The sequence below is a fragment of the Heyndrickxia acidicola genome (assembly GCF_001636425.1).
Taxonomy (GTDB): Bacteria; Bacillota; Bacilli; order Bacillales; family Bacillaceae_C; genus Bacillus_AE; species Bacillus_AE acidicola.
Genome location: NZ_KV440953.1, coordinates 1066175 through 1080802 on the forward strand (window position 1 = coordinate 1066175; position 14628 = coordinate 1080802).

Genomic DNA, 14628 nt, shown 5'->3' on the forward strand with positions numbered 1-14628 from the left:
GCTTTTCCTGCTCATCTTGAAGGATGCCAATCACTGAAAACGGATATCAGCAATTTTTCCGCTTTCCTTGAATCCCAGCCTTTTATATATCTTGTTTGCTGATGGATTTTTTATATCAGCATAAAGCATCGGAATTATCCCTTCTCCCATCAGGTCTGCACAAATATGAGCTACCAATGCACTAGCGTAGCCTTTTTTACGAAACTGATCAGGTGTATAGACGCTATTAATCCGCCCGTGCCGAGGGGAACGATGAGCGATAATTGCCATTGAAACAGGCATATCTCCAATTGTCCATAGGAAGCAGCCGCCTTCACGAATCAACTTTTCTGCGGTCTTTATTTGGCTCGCAGGCTCTACAGGATCCCCGAACGCATCTTTGTAAAAACCCGCAAAAAAATTAGCAACAGCAGGAACATGAGAGGAATTAGCTTGTTGAACCTGACCTTCCACACCACTGGGATAGCTTAAGGAAGGGCAATAATATGCCTCCATCACCATCGAGATATAATAGCTTTTTGTTTGATGAATCGAGACAAAACTCCTTGCAAAAGCTTCAGCCACAATGGGGGCCCCCGATATGCCCGGAACAAAATGATCATTTAGCTTCTCTATAAAAAGGGTTAGTTGTTTTTCTCTCTCCATTTCTTTAACTTCTCTCGATATCCAAAGCCAGGGGTTAAAACCTGGAGTTTGAACCAATATTGATCTGCCGTCAGAGGATTTAAACGAAAGTGAGTTCTGCGATTCACTGATTCTATGAATCAGGTTATACTGTACTTCATCTATTAGAAATGGGGCTTTATTTAAAACTTCATCCTGTGCCATGAATGTTTCAAGCATCTTGAATGCCTCCGAATGTCTACTAGGTTTGGAAATGGATTATGGTTGTTGTCCATTTAATGAAATGCCGTTTCACAAGGTTTTACAATCTTGCTGGTACTGTTTCTTGCTCTTCTGTTTTTTCACTTTTACATGTCTCTTTCCCAAGCGAGAATCCCTCAAACAAACGTCCGCCATAAGGAGAAAGGACTTTGTCAGCCAAACGCGAAACTGGCTCCTTTTTTCCTGTCTGATAAAATTCATCGAAAGCATCGACAAATTCATCTGCAAATGAAGAATTGTATTGTCGTAAAGACCGAATAATCCATTTAGAAGAGCCAATCCAAAATCCGTTTGTTCTCAAGACAAATTCATGTATTTGCTGAGCAAGGGCGCCGGCAATCATCAGTTCTTCTCCCCTATTAGTGCTCCCTAAAAAATCATCCAATGCATCCGTTATAAAATAACGCTTAAGGGCGATGATTTCATCAGTCCACGGTTCTGGCCCTTGTTCTAAACGTTCTCTTGCTTCGCGTTTAATGGTTTTCATTTTACCGTTATCAGCGATAATAATCCCTTCAGAAATCATTCTGGCCATCGAAGGTTTGGCTTCTTTACAATCCTTTTCAATAAAATGCTGATAGGATGTTAAACTGTGAACGAAGACCTCAATCGGCCAATTAAAATCAATCAGCGATTCCCGGTAAGCAGATTTTAAATCTTTTATAAATACAATCATATCGAGATCAGACTTAGGTGTTCTTTCCCCTCTTACAACACTTCCCGCCAAGAGGGCTCCTTCACATTCCGGAAAATATTTTTGGATAAATTGTTTAGCAGCTTTCACTGCAGGATTTCTTTTTAGCTCCATCGTATCACCCCTTTTACCTTATAATAAGGGTAGTTCGCCTGAAGAAAGTAAAATCCTTGTTTTTTATGGTAAATAATTCTCTTTTCTCAAGAAAATCTATACAAGTTTAAACAACCTGCATACAACGAATTAGCACACTTTTTAATATAAACTAATATTTCCCATACATATTAAAAAAGCCGGTCAAAGAGCCGACTTTTTGATTTACCTGCGTTCATGAAAATTATGAATCAAAAAATCCAGTTAAAGACTACTTATCACCTATAATTTCCATCCCGATAAGAAAAGCTTTAATTGTCATTTTTATGCTTTTATCCAAATCCAACGACATTTTAAATCCACCTCTTTGCTCCAGAGCTCCAAACCCAAATAGACAACTTGAAAAATTCATTGTCCTCGACTGAAACAAACGAAACACAGCGAGGAAATTTTCTACGCCAAAAAATCCTGACCACTGGCCAGGATCTCTTAAGAGGTAAATACTTTTACCGAAGAATCATTTTAACCCAAGACCTTTTTGTCTCGACAACAGATAAAGCATCAGGGTCAGTATGTTTATTAGGTAATGGATGAAAAGTCGCAAATGGACTGTTTAAATAAGGATAGGTCCATTGTGCCTAAACAACATTCTATGGCAAAAAAAGGCTTACCGAAACAGGTTTGTTTTGGCTAATTCCACCAATTCATTTCCATGGCCATTTAAAACTGCCTTCAACATCCAAAGAGTGAAACCATGAGCCTGCTCAAAGTTAATTTTTGGAGGAAGCGAGAGCTCCTGCCGATTGACAAGAACATCCACAATAGCTGGGCCATTGTGGCTAAAAGCCTCTTTTAGCCCTTTCTCCAGGTCGCCGGGATCTTCTACTCGGATTCCCTTGATGCCGATTGCCTCTGCCATAGCAGCGAAGTTAGGGTTATCAAGCTGTGTTCCTGTTTCCAAGTATCCGGCTGCCTTCATTTCCAATTCCACAAAGCTAAGGGCGCTATTATTAAACACAATCACTTTGATCGGAAGCTTGTGCTGATGAATTGTCAAAAGGTCTCCCATCAGCATCGAAAGGCCTCCGTCGCCCGCAAGTGCCACAATCTGTGTGTCTGGCTTTGCATAGTGTGCTCCAATAGCTTGAGGAGTTGCATTTGCCATGGTTCCATGGTTAAACGAACCCAGAAGCCGTCTTTTCCCATTCATTTCAAGATAACGCGCAGCCCACAGGGTAGGTGTCCCTACATCGCAGGTAAAAACAGCATCCTCATTTGCAAGCTCACTAACCATTTTTGTCAAATACTGAGGATGAATGGGCAGCTTGCCCGGCTTTCCGACTGCCAGCTTATCAAGACCTTTTCGAACATCTTGATAATCGGAAACATATTTCTTTAAATGATGAGATCCATGCTTTTCTGTTAAAAGCGGCAGTAAGGCCCGGATGGTTTCTTTCACATCCCCGCACACCCCCATCGTTAGAGCTGCCCTTCTGCCAAGATGTTCTGCCCGAATATCCACCTGAAGGATAATGGCTTTTTTGGGGAAAAATTGCCGATAGGGAAAATCTGTGCCTAGCATTAAAAGCACATCACAATCCATCATTGCATGATACCCGGAAGAATATCCAATTAATCCTGTCAGCCCAACCGAATATGGATTGTCATATTCCAAGTGTTCTTTTCCTCTTAAAGCAATAACCATTGGAGACTGCAGTTGCTCGCAAAGCTGCATAAGGTCCGAATGAGCGCCTTCACAGCCTGCCCCGCATAACAGCGTAATCTTTTTTCCTTCATTAAGGTATTCAGCGATTTTTTCCAATTCATCCTGTGAAGGACGAATAATAGGGTTTGTCATATGCATAACCTGTTCAGGCACCGTTTCTTCGTCGGTTAGAGCTGCTACATCTCCCGGAAGGACAATGACAGACACATCTTTTCTAGAGATTGCATGCTGAAGGGCAATTGTTACCATCCTTGGCATTTGTTCAGGTCTCGTAACCGTTTCGCAAAATACACTGCACTCATTAAAAATTTGTTCTGGACGTGTTTGTTGGAAATACCCTCCTCCAATTTCATTGGATGGGATATGTGCAGCAATAGCCAAAACGGGTATTTGGCTGCGATGGCAATCATATAGCCCATTAATGAGATGAAGATTCCCCGGTCCGCTTGAACCTGCACATACGGCAATACTACCGCTAAGCATAGCATCAGATCCCGCTGCAAAAGCAGCGACTTCTTCATGGCGAACTGAAATCCATTCGATTTTCCCCGATCTACGGATGGAATCCAGAACCGCGTTCAACGAATCTCCTACGATCCCATATATTCTTTTTACACCTGCATTTAATAAAGAATCCACTAATAAATCTGCAATTGTTTTTTTCATATAAGCACTCCTCCAGACAAAGTTTCAGCAAACTCCTGCACTATAGCTATCCTGTAGTCTTTGTCAGTTTTTGGAGAGGTATACTTACCATACGCAATTAAAAAAAGCAGAGCTCATATTGTTAAGAGCTCTGCTTACTTATATTATTGAACAGTATATCCACCATCCATAATGACAGCTTGTCCTGTTACGCCTTTCGCTTTCTCACTTGCTAAAAAGACTGCATAATCAGCAATTTCCTGAACAGTTAATAATCGCTTTTGCGGAACAAGAGGGTAAATGACTTCTTCCATTACGTTTTCAAGTGGAACTTTTCTTGTTTCAGCAATATCCTTTAACTGATTTTGAACAAGCGGTGTATCCACATAACCTGGGCACAATGCATTTACCGTAATGCCATGTGCTGCCCCTTCCAAAGCGGATACCTTGGTAAGTCCGATCACACCATGCTTTGCACTGTTATATGCCGCTTTTCCGGCAAAACCAATGACACCATTAATGGATGCCATATTAATGATACGGCCAAAGCCTTGCTTTTTCATTAATGGAAAAACGTGTTTAGTGGCGATAAAAGGAGCAGTCAGCATAACCTTAATCATAAATTCAAATTTTTCTGTAGGGAAGTTTTCAATTTCCGATACATGCTGAAGACCTGCATTGTTTATCAAAATATCAATCCGTCCATATTTCTCAACTGTAAGATTAATGCTTCGTTCCATTTCTTCTTCCTTGGTAACATCACATGCGGCAGCCAAAGCATCAAAGCCCTGCTCCTGTAATTGTTTTGCTGCTGTTTTTGCAGCTTCTTCATTTAAGTCGGAAATGACGACTTTCGCGCCTTCCTTGGCAAATTCTCTTGCAACTTCAAGGCCTATTCCACTTGCTGCCCCAGTAATAAGTGCAACCTTTTGATTAAGCATTTTATCCATAATTCCCGACCTCCAAAAGAAATGTTTCTGACTACAATAGTTTACAACTTCTTACACTATAGGTAAAATGAATTAAAATTATAACATCAATAAGAAATAGTAATAGGAAGAAGGAATAGCATGGATATTCGGCAGCTTAGCTATTTTATTGAAGTCGCCAAGCAAAAAAGCTTTACTAAAGCATCTCACACTCTTCATTTATCCCAGCCTACCTTGAGCAAGATGGTAAAAAGCCTCGAAGATGAGCTAGAGGTTCAAATTTTAGATCGATCCGCTAAACAAATTGAACTAACCGATGCAGGGGAAATTGTACTCCATCAAGGAAAAAAAGTAATGGAAATTTTAAATGACCTTTCGAATCATTTATATGATATGGTCCATTTAAAAAAAGGAAAAATAAAAATAGGGCTTCCCCCTCTTATTGGCATACTTTTTTTCCCTAAAATCATTAAAGGGTTTCAGGATTTATATCCCGACATTACGATAGAGTTAATTGAACAAGGGGCAAATAAAGTAAGGCAAAGGACTGAGGACGGAGAAATTGATTTGGGAGTTGTGATGATGCCTGTTGACGAAGAGGAATTTGACATTATCCCCTTTGCCAGTGAAGAATTAATGCTTTATATGAGTTCATCGCATGCCTTAGCAGATCAGCCTGCTCTTTCATTGGAGAATGTTAAGGACGAACCGATGATCTTATTCAGTGAGGACTTCACTTTGCATGATCGAATAATTCAGGAATGCAAGGATGCCGGATTTTCACCAAAGGTAGCGTATGAAAGCTCTCAATGGGATTTTATAAGTGATATGGTAGAACATAATCTGGGGATAACGTTTTTCCCAGAATCCATCATGCGCAAGATAAATGAAGAATCAATAAAGGCAGTGCCTATTTCACCTTCAATCCCTTGGAATATCGGCATCATATTAAAAAAAGGAAAATATATGTCATTCGCAACAAAAGCTTTTATCGAATATTTACAAGCACAATCTATATAATGACAGTTGGACATATTGAAGGATCAAGGCAAAATCGACTCCTCCGATATGGCCTTTTTATTAAATTTATTACTATGAAAAAAATGCATAAAAACGATGAAATATATGTATTTTACGAATGAAAAATAAAGAGGTACAGTAAATGTGTTGGATTTATTATTTCAGGAGGCTTTTAAAATGAAAAAAGATCGTTTACAGCAAGGCTTAGACAAATTAATGGAGTTCACATTAACTTCAAACAAAGAAATCTCCACACATTTAAAAATATCAGAAAATCTGGAGGATATTGCTCCAGATGTTGGCAAATATATTATTGAATTCGGATATGGAGACATTTACTCACGCCCAGGTTTAAGTAATCAGCAGAGAGCGCTTGTGACTATTTCTTCACTTATTACACAAGGAACCGAGCCCCAAATGGAATTGCATATTAATACAGCTCTTACATCAGGCCTCACACCTGAGGAAATTGTGGAAGCAATTATTCAATTGATTCCTTATACTGGTTTCCCTCGTGTATTGAATGCTCTTACAGTAGCCAAAAGGGTTTTCAGCCAGCGTGATGTACAAGTAACCCCAATCAAAGTGGCACAGTAATTAGAAAAGCGAAAGCGACTTGTTCATCGGCGTACGAATTTCAGAGTCTTCGACTGAGGTAAAGGAAACACAGCGAGGGACGAGCTGATGTTGACTTATCGCAGGGAGAAGACGGAGAAATTCGCTAGCCGATAGGCGCTGGAGCTAGACAGAGAAAAGCGAAAGCGACTTGTTCATCGGCGTACGAATTTCAGAGTCTTTGACTGAGATAAAGGAAACACAGCGAGGGACGAGCTGATGTTGACTTATCGCAGGGAGAAGACGGAGAAATTCGCTAGCCGATAGGCGCTGGAGCTAGACAGAGACTACACTGTCTACATTTATCAAGAAAATCCGCACAGTATCTGTGCGGATTTTCTTATGCTCACCTTTCCCGCTCAATATAAGATAAGAAATAAGGAATTCTGCTACTTAACCATGCGCCAATAAAGTAATTCTTTACCCTTTTTATAGTTTTTAAAGCCTGACTTTTCAAGAACCCGTTTTGACCCCTCATTCGTATGAAGGCAATCGGCTGTCACCATTTTAATGCCAGGAAGGGTAAACAGCCATGAAACGAGAGCCTTTACCATTTCAGTGGTATAGCCCTTGTTCTGATAATCAGGAACGATACCATAGCCAATATCGACAACTCCTTTTTTATTGGGACCGCCTTTACATCCCATCTCTCCTATCAAAAGGCCATCTTCTTTATGGATTATTAACCCGCTCCATTTAGACCTTTCCGGTTTTTCCTCCAAGCTTCTTGCAATAAATGGAAGAATATCTGCATAGTCGGGATTTGGCCATTGCCGAGAGATTCCATACGGAAAAATCTTCTCGAGATGCTCCCTTCCTTCCACTGCAGCATAAGCGTATTCAGGCAAGAAATCAATCATCTTTAATCGATCCGTCTCAATAATTGGCATATGTACCTCCTATGGAATCCAGTGGAAATAAACCTCTAACATTCATATTCCATGTCCCTATTCTATTTCCCTTCATGAAAAAACGTTTTTATTCTGTTAAAATTTCTATGTTGATCATTGTTTTTTTATCCATTCAAATCATATTTGGGCTTTCAATGAGACATTGGCTGAGCTCTAATCTTCCTGCAATTTGTTTACAATCAAGGTTCTGGCTTTTCGCAGGTTCTTCTCGAGCTGATTTCCCTCGAGAGCTTGCTGCATGTTGCTTGTCTTCTGCATGACTCTTGTATGAATCCATCACATAAAGCTTTAAATAAGCCTTTTCCTTTTTGCCAAAATGTTTATTCCCTGCTTTAGAGCCAACAAAGAAATTTTGTGCCTTGAATCCATTCTATTAATCTTGTTTGTTGATTTCATCCAATAGGATATTAAGTGCATTGCTTTTACCAGAATTTTTCATAGCCGTTTTAAAGTCCATTTTCTTTTCATGAAGTTCTTTTAATTTTTTATAAAGCGATTCTTTGGTTAAATCCTCTTCCTCAAGTGTGATAGAATATCCTTTTTTTTCAAAGGATTTTGCATTTAGGATCTGATCCCCCCGGCTTTGTTTTCGGGTAAGAGGAATGATAATCATAGGTTTGTTTAGGGCTAGGAATTCAAATATGGCATTCGATCCCCCTCTTGTGATAACAAAATCAGCTGATGCAAGAATATCGGGCAATTCATCATGGACATATTCAAATTGCCGGTATCCTTTTATTGCTTCAAGCTTTTTATCTAAATTCCCCTTGCCGCAAAGGTGAACAATTTGATAGTGTTGCAGGAGTTCCTTAAGACAAACCCTCACGGTATCATTTATTTTTTTTGCACCTAAGCTGCCTCCCATCACTACAATCACAGGCTTTTTATCTTGAAAGCCTAACAGGTTAAGGCCTTTTTCTTTTGACCCTGACAGTACATCTTTGCGGATAGGAGAACCAATGGCTTTCGTTTTTCGGTTAGGAAAATACTGGACTGCTTCTTCAAAGGATGTAAAGATTTTTGTGGCAAATCGTTTGGATATGCTATTCGCAAGTCCCGGAGTCATATCGCTTTCATGAATAAAAATTGGAATATTTAAAGACTTTGCAGCCAGGATTACAGGAACTGATACGAATCCCCCTTTTGAAAAAACGAGACTTGGTCTTTGTGTTTTAAGAATTTTTCTAGCTTCAAGACACCCTTTGAGAACCCGAAAAATGTCTTTTACATTGTCCCAATCCATATATCTCCGCAATTTTCCACTGGATATACTGAAATAGGGGATCTTTATCTTTTCAATGATTTCTTTTTCAATTCCATTTTTTGAACCGATGTATTGGATATCCCATTCTTCAGAATTGAGCTCGTTTATTATTGCTATATTTGGAGTAACGTGCCCGGCTGAACCCCCGCCTGTAAAGATAATACGTTTCTTAGTCATACTTCCTCCTGATATAATGTACTATGTTGTTGAAATGTATGGGCAATGATCATTTATTATTCTATGTACAAATATTTTAATACAGTTTTGTGTAACAGAATAACTTTTTTAGATATTCATTCCCAAGTCCAACCTCAAAAAAAGCAGATAGGTCTTATGCCTTCTGCTTTTCCGGTTGTATTAAAATATAATTCATGATCATTTCTTCTGTTGCTTTAAAATGGGCTTCATAGGCGTAATTTTCACCGACCACAGAGTAATGCATACAAATTCCGTCTATAAATGCCCAAAACAAATTGGCCACTACATCTGCATGGATCTCCTGTTTGAACTCTCCTGCAGCTTTCCCATCTTCAATTATACGGGAAATCATGCCTGTATATAAATCCTCGTACCGGCTTGTCACAACGTCACGTGCCCTTTCAAGCCTCGGAGAGTGCACCCAAAATTCAATTTGGACTCGTATAAAGTTGCGCCATTCCTCAGTAAGAGAGGCTTTCTTATAAAGGCTAAACAGCTCATGCACTTTTTCTTTTGCCGATGAAATGGTTTTAAAACTTTCATTCAGCCTTGAAAGTGTGTGATTTGTCCTTTCATCCATTAAGGAAATGTAAAGCTCCTCCTTACTTTTGAAGTAAGTATAAAATAACCCCTTGCTTGTTTGAGAATGGGCAGTAATATCATCTATTGTGGTGGATTGGTATCCTTTCTCCCCAAAGCATTTTAATGCGCTTTCATATAGGCTCGCTTTTTTACGCTCTTTGTAATCGTCCGATACTTTAGGCATCAAGCAGGTCTCCTTTTACGATACGATACTGAGGAAACATTCTACCAATAGATTTATTAAAATTCAAGTAAAATCCTTTCATCTTGGAGGTTATATACAGCCAATTTATGAAGCATACATTTTATTAGATTGTACGGTGGTCCAATAATAAAAACGGAAGGTCAAGCTTTCACCTGCATTTTTTGTAGAGTTTGACAAACAAATTTAGTTTGGATTACCGTTATTCTTAATCTCTTTTTATAGAGGTGAAGACCGTCTCAGTTTTAGGAAGATCATATTGAAGCTGTTCTTTTTGAAGCTCCAACCTCATTTTTTCCGTTTCCATTAAAAAATTGGCATGTTTAAGTTTTTCAAGTTCAAGCTCGTTCTTCACTATATCATTTCTTGCCTGTGTTTGTTTTTCAACGTGGTTAGTTATGACTTTAATGATTGGCAAGGAAAATATAAGAATAACGGTAATTAATCCAGTCATGGAAAATCCCTCCTGCTTTCTTTATTCAATTTTATCAAATCCTTTTTTAGGATATATTGAATCTATTATGTTTTTGAATAAATCGTTATTTTAAATTCGATTTAAACAACGGAAATCCTTTTTTTACAAGATATTTTGTTAAACAAATTTTTATTTTAATTAATGGCTGTTCTCGCATATATTGTTGCTTTTCGCAAAAGTGTTATATCCGTAATAAGTGAGACATCATGGCATCTTTTTGTCTTCAATCATTTTGTTTTCAATCCTGAACTCTGTATATCCTAGATTCATTTATAATAATAGCAACAAAGTTTACGAAAAGAGCCTAATTAATTTAATAAATACTTTATACTTTCCTGTTCTGCAAAAAAAAGAAACTGCCGAAGCAGTTCCCTGGTAAATAATTGTTAAATATCCCTTAAAAGGTTCTCTTTCTCCGGATCCTCATTAAAGGTTAGAACCTTATGGACCGGCTGGTAAGGTTCTCCGTAGAAATGAACATCTTTGTATGTATGAATTAAATCATAGGTCCTTTTCATTGCATCATACACCAATTCTTCAGAGGCATGATTAGGTGTCCAATACAGAATTTCCATTTCATTTACCTCTTTTGTTGCAAGCGAACGCCTTCTATACCCAATGGACTGGGCATGTTCAAAGCCCTCCCGTTTGTAAAAACGCAGTCTTTTTTCAGAGTCGGTGTCCTCATAATTCACTGGCTCAACTTCGAGGATGATCGGCTTACCCTTTTGTTTTAGTTTTTCAAGTAGCTTATGACCAAGTCCTTGGCCCCGTGTATTTTTAGACACAAAAAGATAATCAATAAAAATAAAATCCTCTAGTTCTACATACATAAGGACATGATCAGCACTTTCATCTTTATGATAGATCTCTGAACGTTCCTTTAACAAAGTTTCCATATGTTCTTTTGATTTCATTTCTTCAATGGGAAAATATTGATTTAATTTTTCATACCAATGCATGGATTTACTCCTTTCACTTGATTAAACGTGATTACTGTATTCTTCCTGCCATTCACTTAAGAAGGACTTTTTAATAGCTTGCCCCATTAACCAGTTAGCTATCTAAACAAAATACCCCTTATTAATGTATACAAAACTTTTTTATGGTTTTGTTTCTCATTTGATCTAATTGGAGCATCATTCCCTCTTCTAAGCTAATGGTGCTCCCTAAGCCGCCATTCTTCATTAAAGGATAGGGGCTCCAATTTCCATTAGCCAATAATAACAGTGAGCTTTTTATATAACTTAAACATTGAACATTTTAAACAATGAAAATAAATGCAAGGAAACCTAGAATAAAAAATAAAAAAAGCAGGTATCGGTTTTTACCCGTCAGCCTGCTTCTTATTATTCGCTTAAATCCACGTTATGATAAACCTGCTGAACATCTTCCAGGATTAAAATCGAAATGATGATATAGCAATATCTAAATAACTCAAATTATGTATGAAATTTATAACATTTATTATAATTTAAAGTATAGACTTTTGCAATAATCTACTAACTGTTTATCATAATATTTGTCTTCTTTAATATATTGTTAAGTTATCGTTTAATCACAAAGAAAACCACTAAAAAATTAATCAGTGATTTTTATCTTTTCAGATCATTTAAATGATTAATTAATTTATTAAATTCTTTTTCAGCTAATTCTCTATTTCCAAATATTTTAGGTAAGTAAACACAAAACCCTAGTTTATCAAGTTCCTCATCGTCAAATCTCCTATTAAATTCTTTATAAAAGGCTCCCCATAAATGATTTTCCCATTAATTTAAGATTTGGTTTTCCGATTTCAGTTACTGGATTAGTTGTTACAGCATGCTTATTAAACATTAAATAGATGGCTCTTGTACAACCTTTAAGTTTTATTCCTTCTTCATCATTTTTATTGTAAAGAAAAAACTTTTTTTCAAAACTTTTTCTAAATCTTTTTTCAAACCTATCTTATTCGCATGCCATAATATTTGACCTTCTGTATATTCAGCGAAGGCTGCTTTAATCTCTTGCCAACGTTTAGTAAGGAATATTTCTTTAAGTAACTTGTCTTCATTCTCTGTCCATTTAGCTCTTCTCATCTTGTTTTCTGTTCCTCAGCCAAATAAGTAAAAACTCTCTTGACTTCTTAGCTGGAAACATCCACTTACATCCAAGTCTATATTTAGGAAATCGTTCATCATGGAAAATATTGTCTTCCGATTGTCTTAACTGGAAATTCTCCACTTCTCATTAATGTATACGCATTTCTCTGTCCAATACCTGTAATTTCCATCACATCTTTTACAGTCAACATTGTTTTTTCATACAAATAAAAGTACACTTCCATTAACAATTATAATTAAATAGTAATATTAGTGAAATTTTTCTGATTAATCAAATGAAATAAGTTAGTATAGCTATAAACAACATATACTAATATAATTTATATAGTTTAAATAACAATAAAATAAAAGAGGTACGGTTTATCCCCATACCTCTACAATCATATTATTTAGCTGGTTTAACATTGTATTTTCTATTTATCTTTGTTGCTATTATGCTGAGGAATTCAGAAACAGTCAAGTTCTCAACTTCCTGAGTATACCAGGAAAGCTTTGCACCTTTATTTTCACCATCATAATACACCTCTAAAGGCATATAACCTTTCATTGAAGCAGCTTGGGTATTATCAAATTCAATAAGTAGAAATTTACCTTTTGGAGTTTCAAGTTTAACTTTGTATCTTGGATATTTGTACTCAGGTTTGTATTTTACCCCTTTAATTTTAGATAACAATACTAACACCTCCAACCTTAAGCATAACACAGTTGGAAATAAATAGATACTACCCCATATTCGGGAACGAAATTTAGTTCTCCTACAACTACCCCACCACCATATTTGTGACACCCGATGATAAGCTTATTGCTTGCATTTAAATAATTATTATTTGAGTATATATTGATCATTCTCTTGATTTCGTTATCAGTAAACGTCTTAATAATTACCTTTGGTTCCTTCATGAATTTCACCAAAAGTATAGGATTTCTTTTTTCTGCGATATATCCCGCTTCTACCATAAATCTCAAATATGAACGTAAACACTTATTATTATTGTTAATGTATGTTACCGATCATCCTTTTTGTTTTAGAATCATCCAATAAGATTTAATGTGCTTTGAAGTAATATCCTCTATTACCTCAATTAAAAACTCATTTTTTAAGTAATTTAGAAATGCCTTATTGTTGTTCTTATATCCCTTTATAGTCCTAACAGAGTAATTTTTGATTTCTAAGTCATACAAAAACTCTTTATAAAAATCTTCTAAATACAAACAAAAAACCCACCTTTCGTATGAATATTTTCATACAAAAAATGAGTTTTTCGTTCATCATAATATTTATTATGATTTTTATAAACGTATATCATAATTAATAAGTAACTTGGATATAGACGAATAGTTAAAACCTTTTTACCCGTCAGCCTGCTTCTTATTATTCGCTTAAATCCACGTTATGATAAACCTGCTGAACATCTTCCAAGTCTTCTAAAACATCAATCAATTTTTCAAATTGAGCTTTCGCATCCTCATCCAATGTTACTTCAGTTTGAGGCAGCATCGTTAACTCAGCAACTGTAAACTCTGTAATTCCTGCATTTTTAAAGGCTTCTTGAATGGCATGAAATTGCTCAGGCTCTGCATAGACAATCACTGAATCTTCTTCTTCAAGGATATCTCGTGCATCTACATCCGCTTCCATAAGCAATTCCAGAACTTCATCTGCTGCCTTGCCTTCTATTCCAATAACAGCAGTTGCATCAAACATATACGCAACGGAACCGCTGACACCCATGTTTCCGCCATTTTTTCCAAAAGCAGCACGAACCTCTGAGGCAGTCCGATTCACATTATTGGTTAAGGCATCAACAATAACCATGGATCCATTTGGTCCAAAGCCTTCATATCGAAGTTCATCATACGTTTCATCCGATCCGCCCTTTGCTTTTTCAATGGCACGATCAATGATGTTTTTTGGTACGTTGTAAGTTTTTGCACGTTCGAGAACAACTCTTAAAGCCTGATTCGATTCAGGATCAGGTTCACCTTGTTTTGCTGCTACATATATTTCGCGGCCAAACTTGGCATAAATACGGCTTGTATTAGCATCCTTAGATGCTTTTTTTTCTTTAATATTGTTCCACTTACGACCCATAATACTCCACTCTCTTTCAACTGTTGTAAATAAAATAAAAGCTACTGAATACATAGCTTCTATCTAAGCGCTAAGGTATATTATACCTCACTTTCCTTTAACTTTCGAGTTTTATCCCAAAAAAAGGGGAGATTCAGGTTTCATGTTTATCTTGGCTGTTTTTCAGTGTTTTATATCTATAAAACTTCAAAAATT

General features: G+C 36.9%; 15 protein-coding genes. 2 read left to right on the forward strand and 13 right to left on the reverse strand.

Features of this window, described 5'->3' with window-relative positions:
• Positions 1-30: 30 nt before the first annotated feature.
• The 4 genes from A5N88_RS05005 to A5N88_RS05020 all read right to left on the reverse strand — a co-directional run bounded on the left by A5N88_RS05005 (position 31) and on the right by A5N88_RS05020 (position 4993).
• Positions 31-843 (reverse strand): GNAT family N-acetyltransferase, encoded by an 813-nt coding sequence (locus A5N88_RS05005; protein ID WP_066263785.1) that lies wholly within the window; start codon positions 841-843, stop codon positions 31-33.
• Positions 844-925: 82 nt separating this feature from the next.
• Complete coding sequence (locus tag A5N88_RS05010) at positions 926-1693, reverse strand: nucleotidyltransferase domain-containing protein (protein WP_066263787.1); 768 nt, start codon at positions 1691-1693, stop codon at positions 926-928.
• A 646-nt stretch (positions 1694-2339) separates the two neighbouring features.
• The gene (poxB, locus tag A5N88_RS05015) at positions 2340-4064 is read right to left on the reverse strand and encodes a ubiquinone-dependent pyruvate dehydrogenase (RefSeq protein WP_066263789.1); all 1725 of its coding nucleotides are present in this window, start codon (positions 4062-4064) and stop codon (positions 2340-2342) included.
• 143 nt (positions 4065-4207) lie between these two features.
• Positions 4208-4993 carry a 3-hydroxybutyrate dehydrogenase gene (locus A5N88_RS05020; protein WP_066263793.1) on the reverse strand — a complete coding sequence of 262 codons (786 nt, stop codon included), beginning with the start codon at positions 4991-4993 and terminating at the stop codon, positions 4208-4210.
• Between the two features lie 120 nt (positions 4994-5113).
• On the opposite strand from A5N88_RS05020, the gene A5N88_RS05025 reads away from it, so the two are divergent.
• Positions 5114-5992, forward strand: a complete 879-nt coding sequence (locus A5N88_RS05025) for a LysR family transcriptional regulator (RefSeq protein WP_066263796.1) — start codon at positions 5114-5116, stop codon at positions 5990-5992.
• Between the two features lie 177 nt (positions 5993-6169).
• A complete protein-coding gene (locus A5N88_RS05030) occupies positions 6170-6589 on the forward strand; it encodes a carboxymuconolactone decarboxylase family protein (RefSeq protein WP_066263799.1) in 420 nt (139 codons plus the stop codon).
• Between the two features lie 407 nt (positions 6590-6996).
• Here A5N88_RS05030 and A5N88_RS05035 read toward each other — a convergent pair whose 3' ends face one another.
• The 9 genes from A5N88_RS05035 to A5N88_RS05080 all read right to left on the reverse strand — a co-directional run bounded on the left by A5N88_RS05035 (position 6997) and on the right by A5N88_RS05080 (position 14433).
• Positions 6997-7497 (reverse strand): GNAT family N-acetyltransferase, encoded by a 501-nt coding sequence (locus A5N88_RS05035; RefSeq protein WP_066263802.1) that lies wholly within the window; start codon positions 7495-7497, stop codon positions 6997-6999.
• Positions 7498-7891: 394 nt separating this feature from the next.
• Complete coding sequence (gene murG / locus A5N88_RS05040) at positions 7892-8959, reverse strand: undecaprenyldiphospho-muramoylpentapeptide beta-N-acetylglucosaminyltransferase (RefSeq protein ID WP_066263804.1); 1068 nt, start codon at positions 8957-8959, stop codon at positions 7892-7894.
• A gap of 154 nt (positions 8960-9113) precedes the next feature.
• Complete coding sequence (locus tag A5N88_RS05045; protein WP_083953029.1) at positions 9114-9746, reverse strand: TetR/AcrR family transcriptional regulator; 633 nt, start codon at positions 9744-9746, stop codon at positions 9114-9116.
• Between the two features lie 226 nt (positions 9747-9972).
• On the reverse strand, positions 9973-10218 hold the full coding sequence (locus A5N88_RS05050) for a hypothetical protein (RefSeq protein WP_066263808.1): 246 nt from the start codon (positions 10216-10218) through the stop codon (positions 9973-9975).
• 407 nt (positions 10219-10625) lie between these two features.
• Positions 10626-11201 carry a GNAT family N-acetyltransferase gene (locus A5N88_RS05055; RefSeq protein WP_066263813.1) on the reverse strand — a complete coding sequence of 192 codons (576 nt, stop codon included), beginning with the start codon at positions 11199-11201 and terminating at the stop codon, positions 10626-10628.
• 906 nt (positions 11202-12107) lie between these two features.
• Entirely contained in the window at positions 12108-12317 is a 210-nt protein-coding gene (locus tag A5N88_RS05060) for a hypothetical protein (RefSeq protein WP_066263814.1), read from the reverse strand.
• 98 nt (positions 12318-12415) lie between these two features.
• Positions 12416-12565, reverse strand: a complete 150-nt coding sequence (locus tag A5N88_RS26365) for a helix-turn-helix domain-containing protein (protein ID WP_328006926.1) — start codon at positions 12563-12565, stop codon at positions 12416-12418.
• 161 nt (positions 12566-12726) lie between these two features.
• Positions 12727-13014, reverse strand: a complete 288-nt coding sequence (locus tag A5N88_RS05065) for a hypothetical protein (protein ID WP_066263815.1) — start codon at positions 13012-13014, stop codon at positions 12727-12729.
• 699 nt (positions 13015-13713) lie between these two features.
• A complete protein-coding gene (locus A5N88_RS05080; protein ID WP_066263823.1) occupies positions 13714-14433 on the reverse strand; it encodes a YebC/PmpR family DNA-binding transcriptional regulator in 720 nt (239 codons plus the stop codon).
• Positions 14434-14628: the final 195 nt, after the last annotated feature.

Coding starts and splice junctions, on each gene's coding strand:
- A5N88_RS05050 (WP_066263808.1), bottom strand. CDS start 10,218: ATGACTGGATTAATTACCGTTATTCTTATATTTTCCTTGCCAATCATT.
- A5N88_RS05045 (WP_083953029.1), bottom strand. CDS start 9,746: ATGCCTAAAGTATCGGACGATTACAAAGAGCGTAAAAAAGCGAGCCTA.
- A5N88_RS05010 (WP_066263787.1), bottom strand. CDS start 1,693: ATGGAGCTAAAAAGAAATCCTGCAGTGAAAGCTGCTAAACAATTTATC.
- A5N88_RS05025 (WP_066263796.1), top strand. CDS start 5,114: ATGGATATTCGGCAGCTTAGCTATTTTATTGAAGTCGCCAAGCAAAAA.
- A5N88_RS05030 (WP_066263799.1), top strand. CDS start 6,170: ATGAAAAAAGATCGTTTACAGCAAGGCTTAGACAAATTAATGGAGTTC.
- murG (WP_066263804.1), bottom strand. CDS start 8,959: ATGACTAAGAAACGTATTATCTTTACAGGCGGGGGTTCAGCCGGGCAC.
- A5N88_RS05020 (WP_066263793.1), bottom strand. CDS start 4,993: ATGGATAAAATGCTTAATCAAAAGGTTGCACTTATTACTGGGGCAGCA.
- A5N88_RS05080 (WP_066263823.1), bottom strand. CDS start 14,433: ATGGGTCGTAAGTGGAACAATATTAAAGAAAAAAAAGCATCTAAGGAT.
- poxB (WP_066263789.1), bottom strand. CDS start 4,064: ATGAAAAAAACAATTGCAGATTTATTAGTGGATTCTTTATTAAATGCA.
- A5N88_RS05055 (WP_066263813.1), bottom strand. CDS start 11,201: ATGCATTGGTATGAAAAATTAAATCAATATTTTCCCATTGAAGAAATG.
- A5N88_RS26365 (WP_328006926.1), bottom strand. CDS start 12,565: ATGGAAGTGTACTTTTATTTGTATGAAAAAACAATGTTGACTGTAAAA.
- A5N88_RS05005 (WP_066263785.1), bottom strand. CDS start 843: ATGCTTGAAACATTCATGGCACAGGATGAAGTTTTAAATAAAGCCCCA.
- A5N88_RS05035 (WP_066263802.1), bottom strand. CDS start 7,497: ATGCCAATTATTGAGACGGATCGATTAAAGATGATTGATTTCTTGCCT.
- A5N88_RS05060 (WP_066263814.1), bottom strand. CDS start 12,317: ATGAGAAGAGCTAAATGGACAGAGAATGAAGACAAGTTACTTAAAGAA.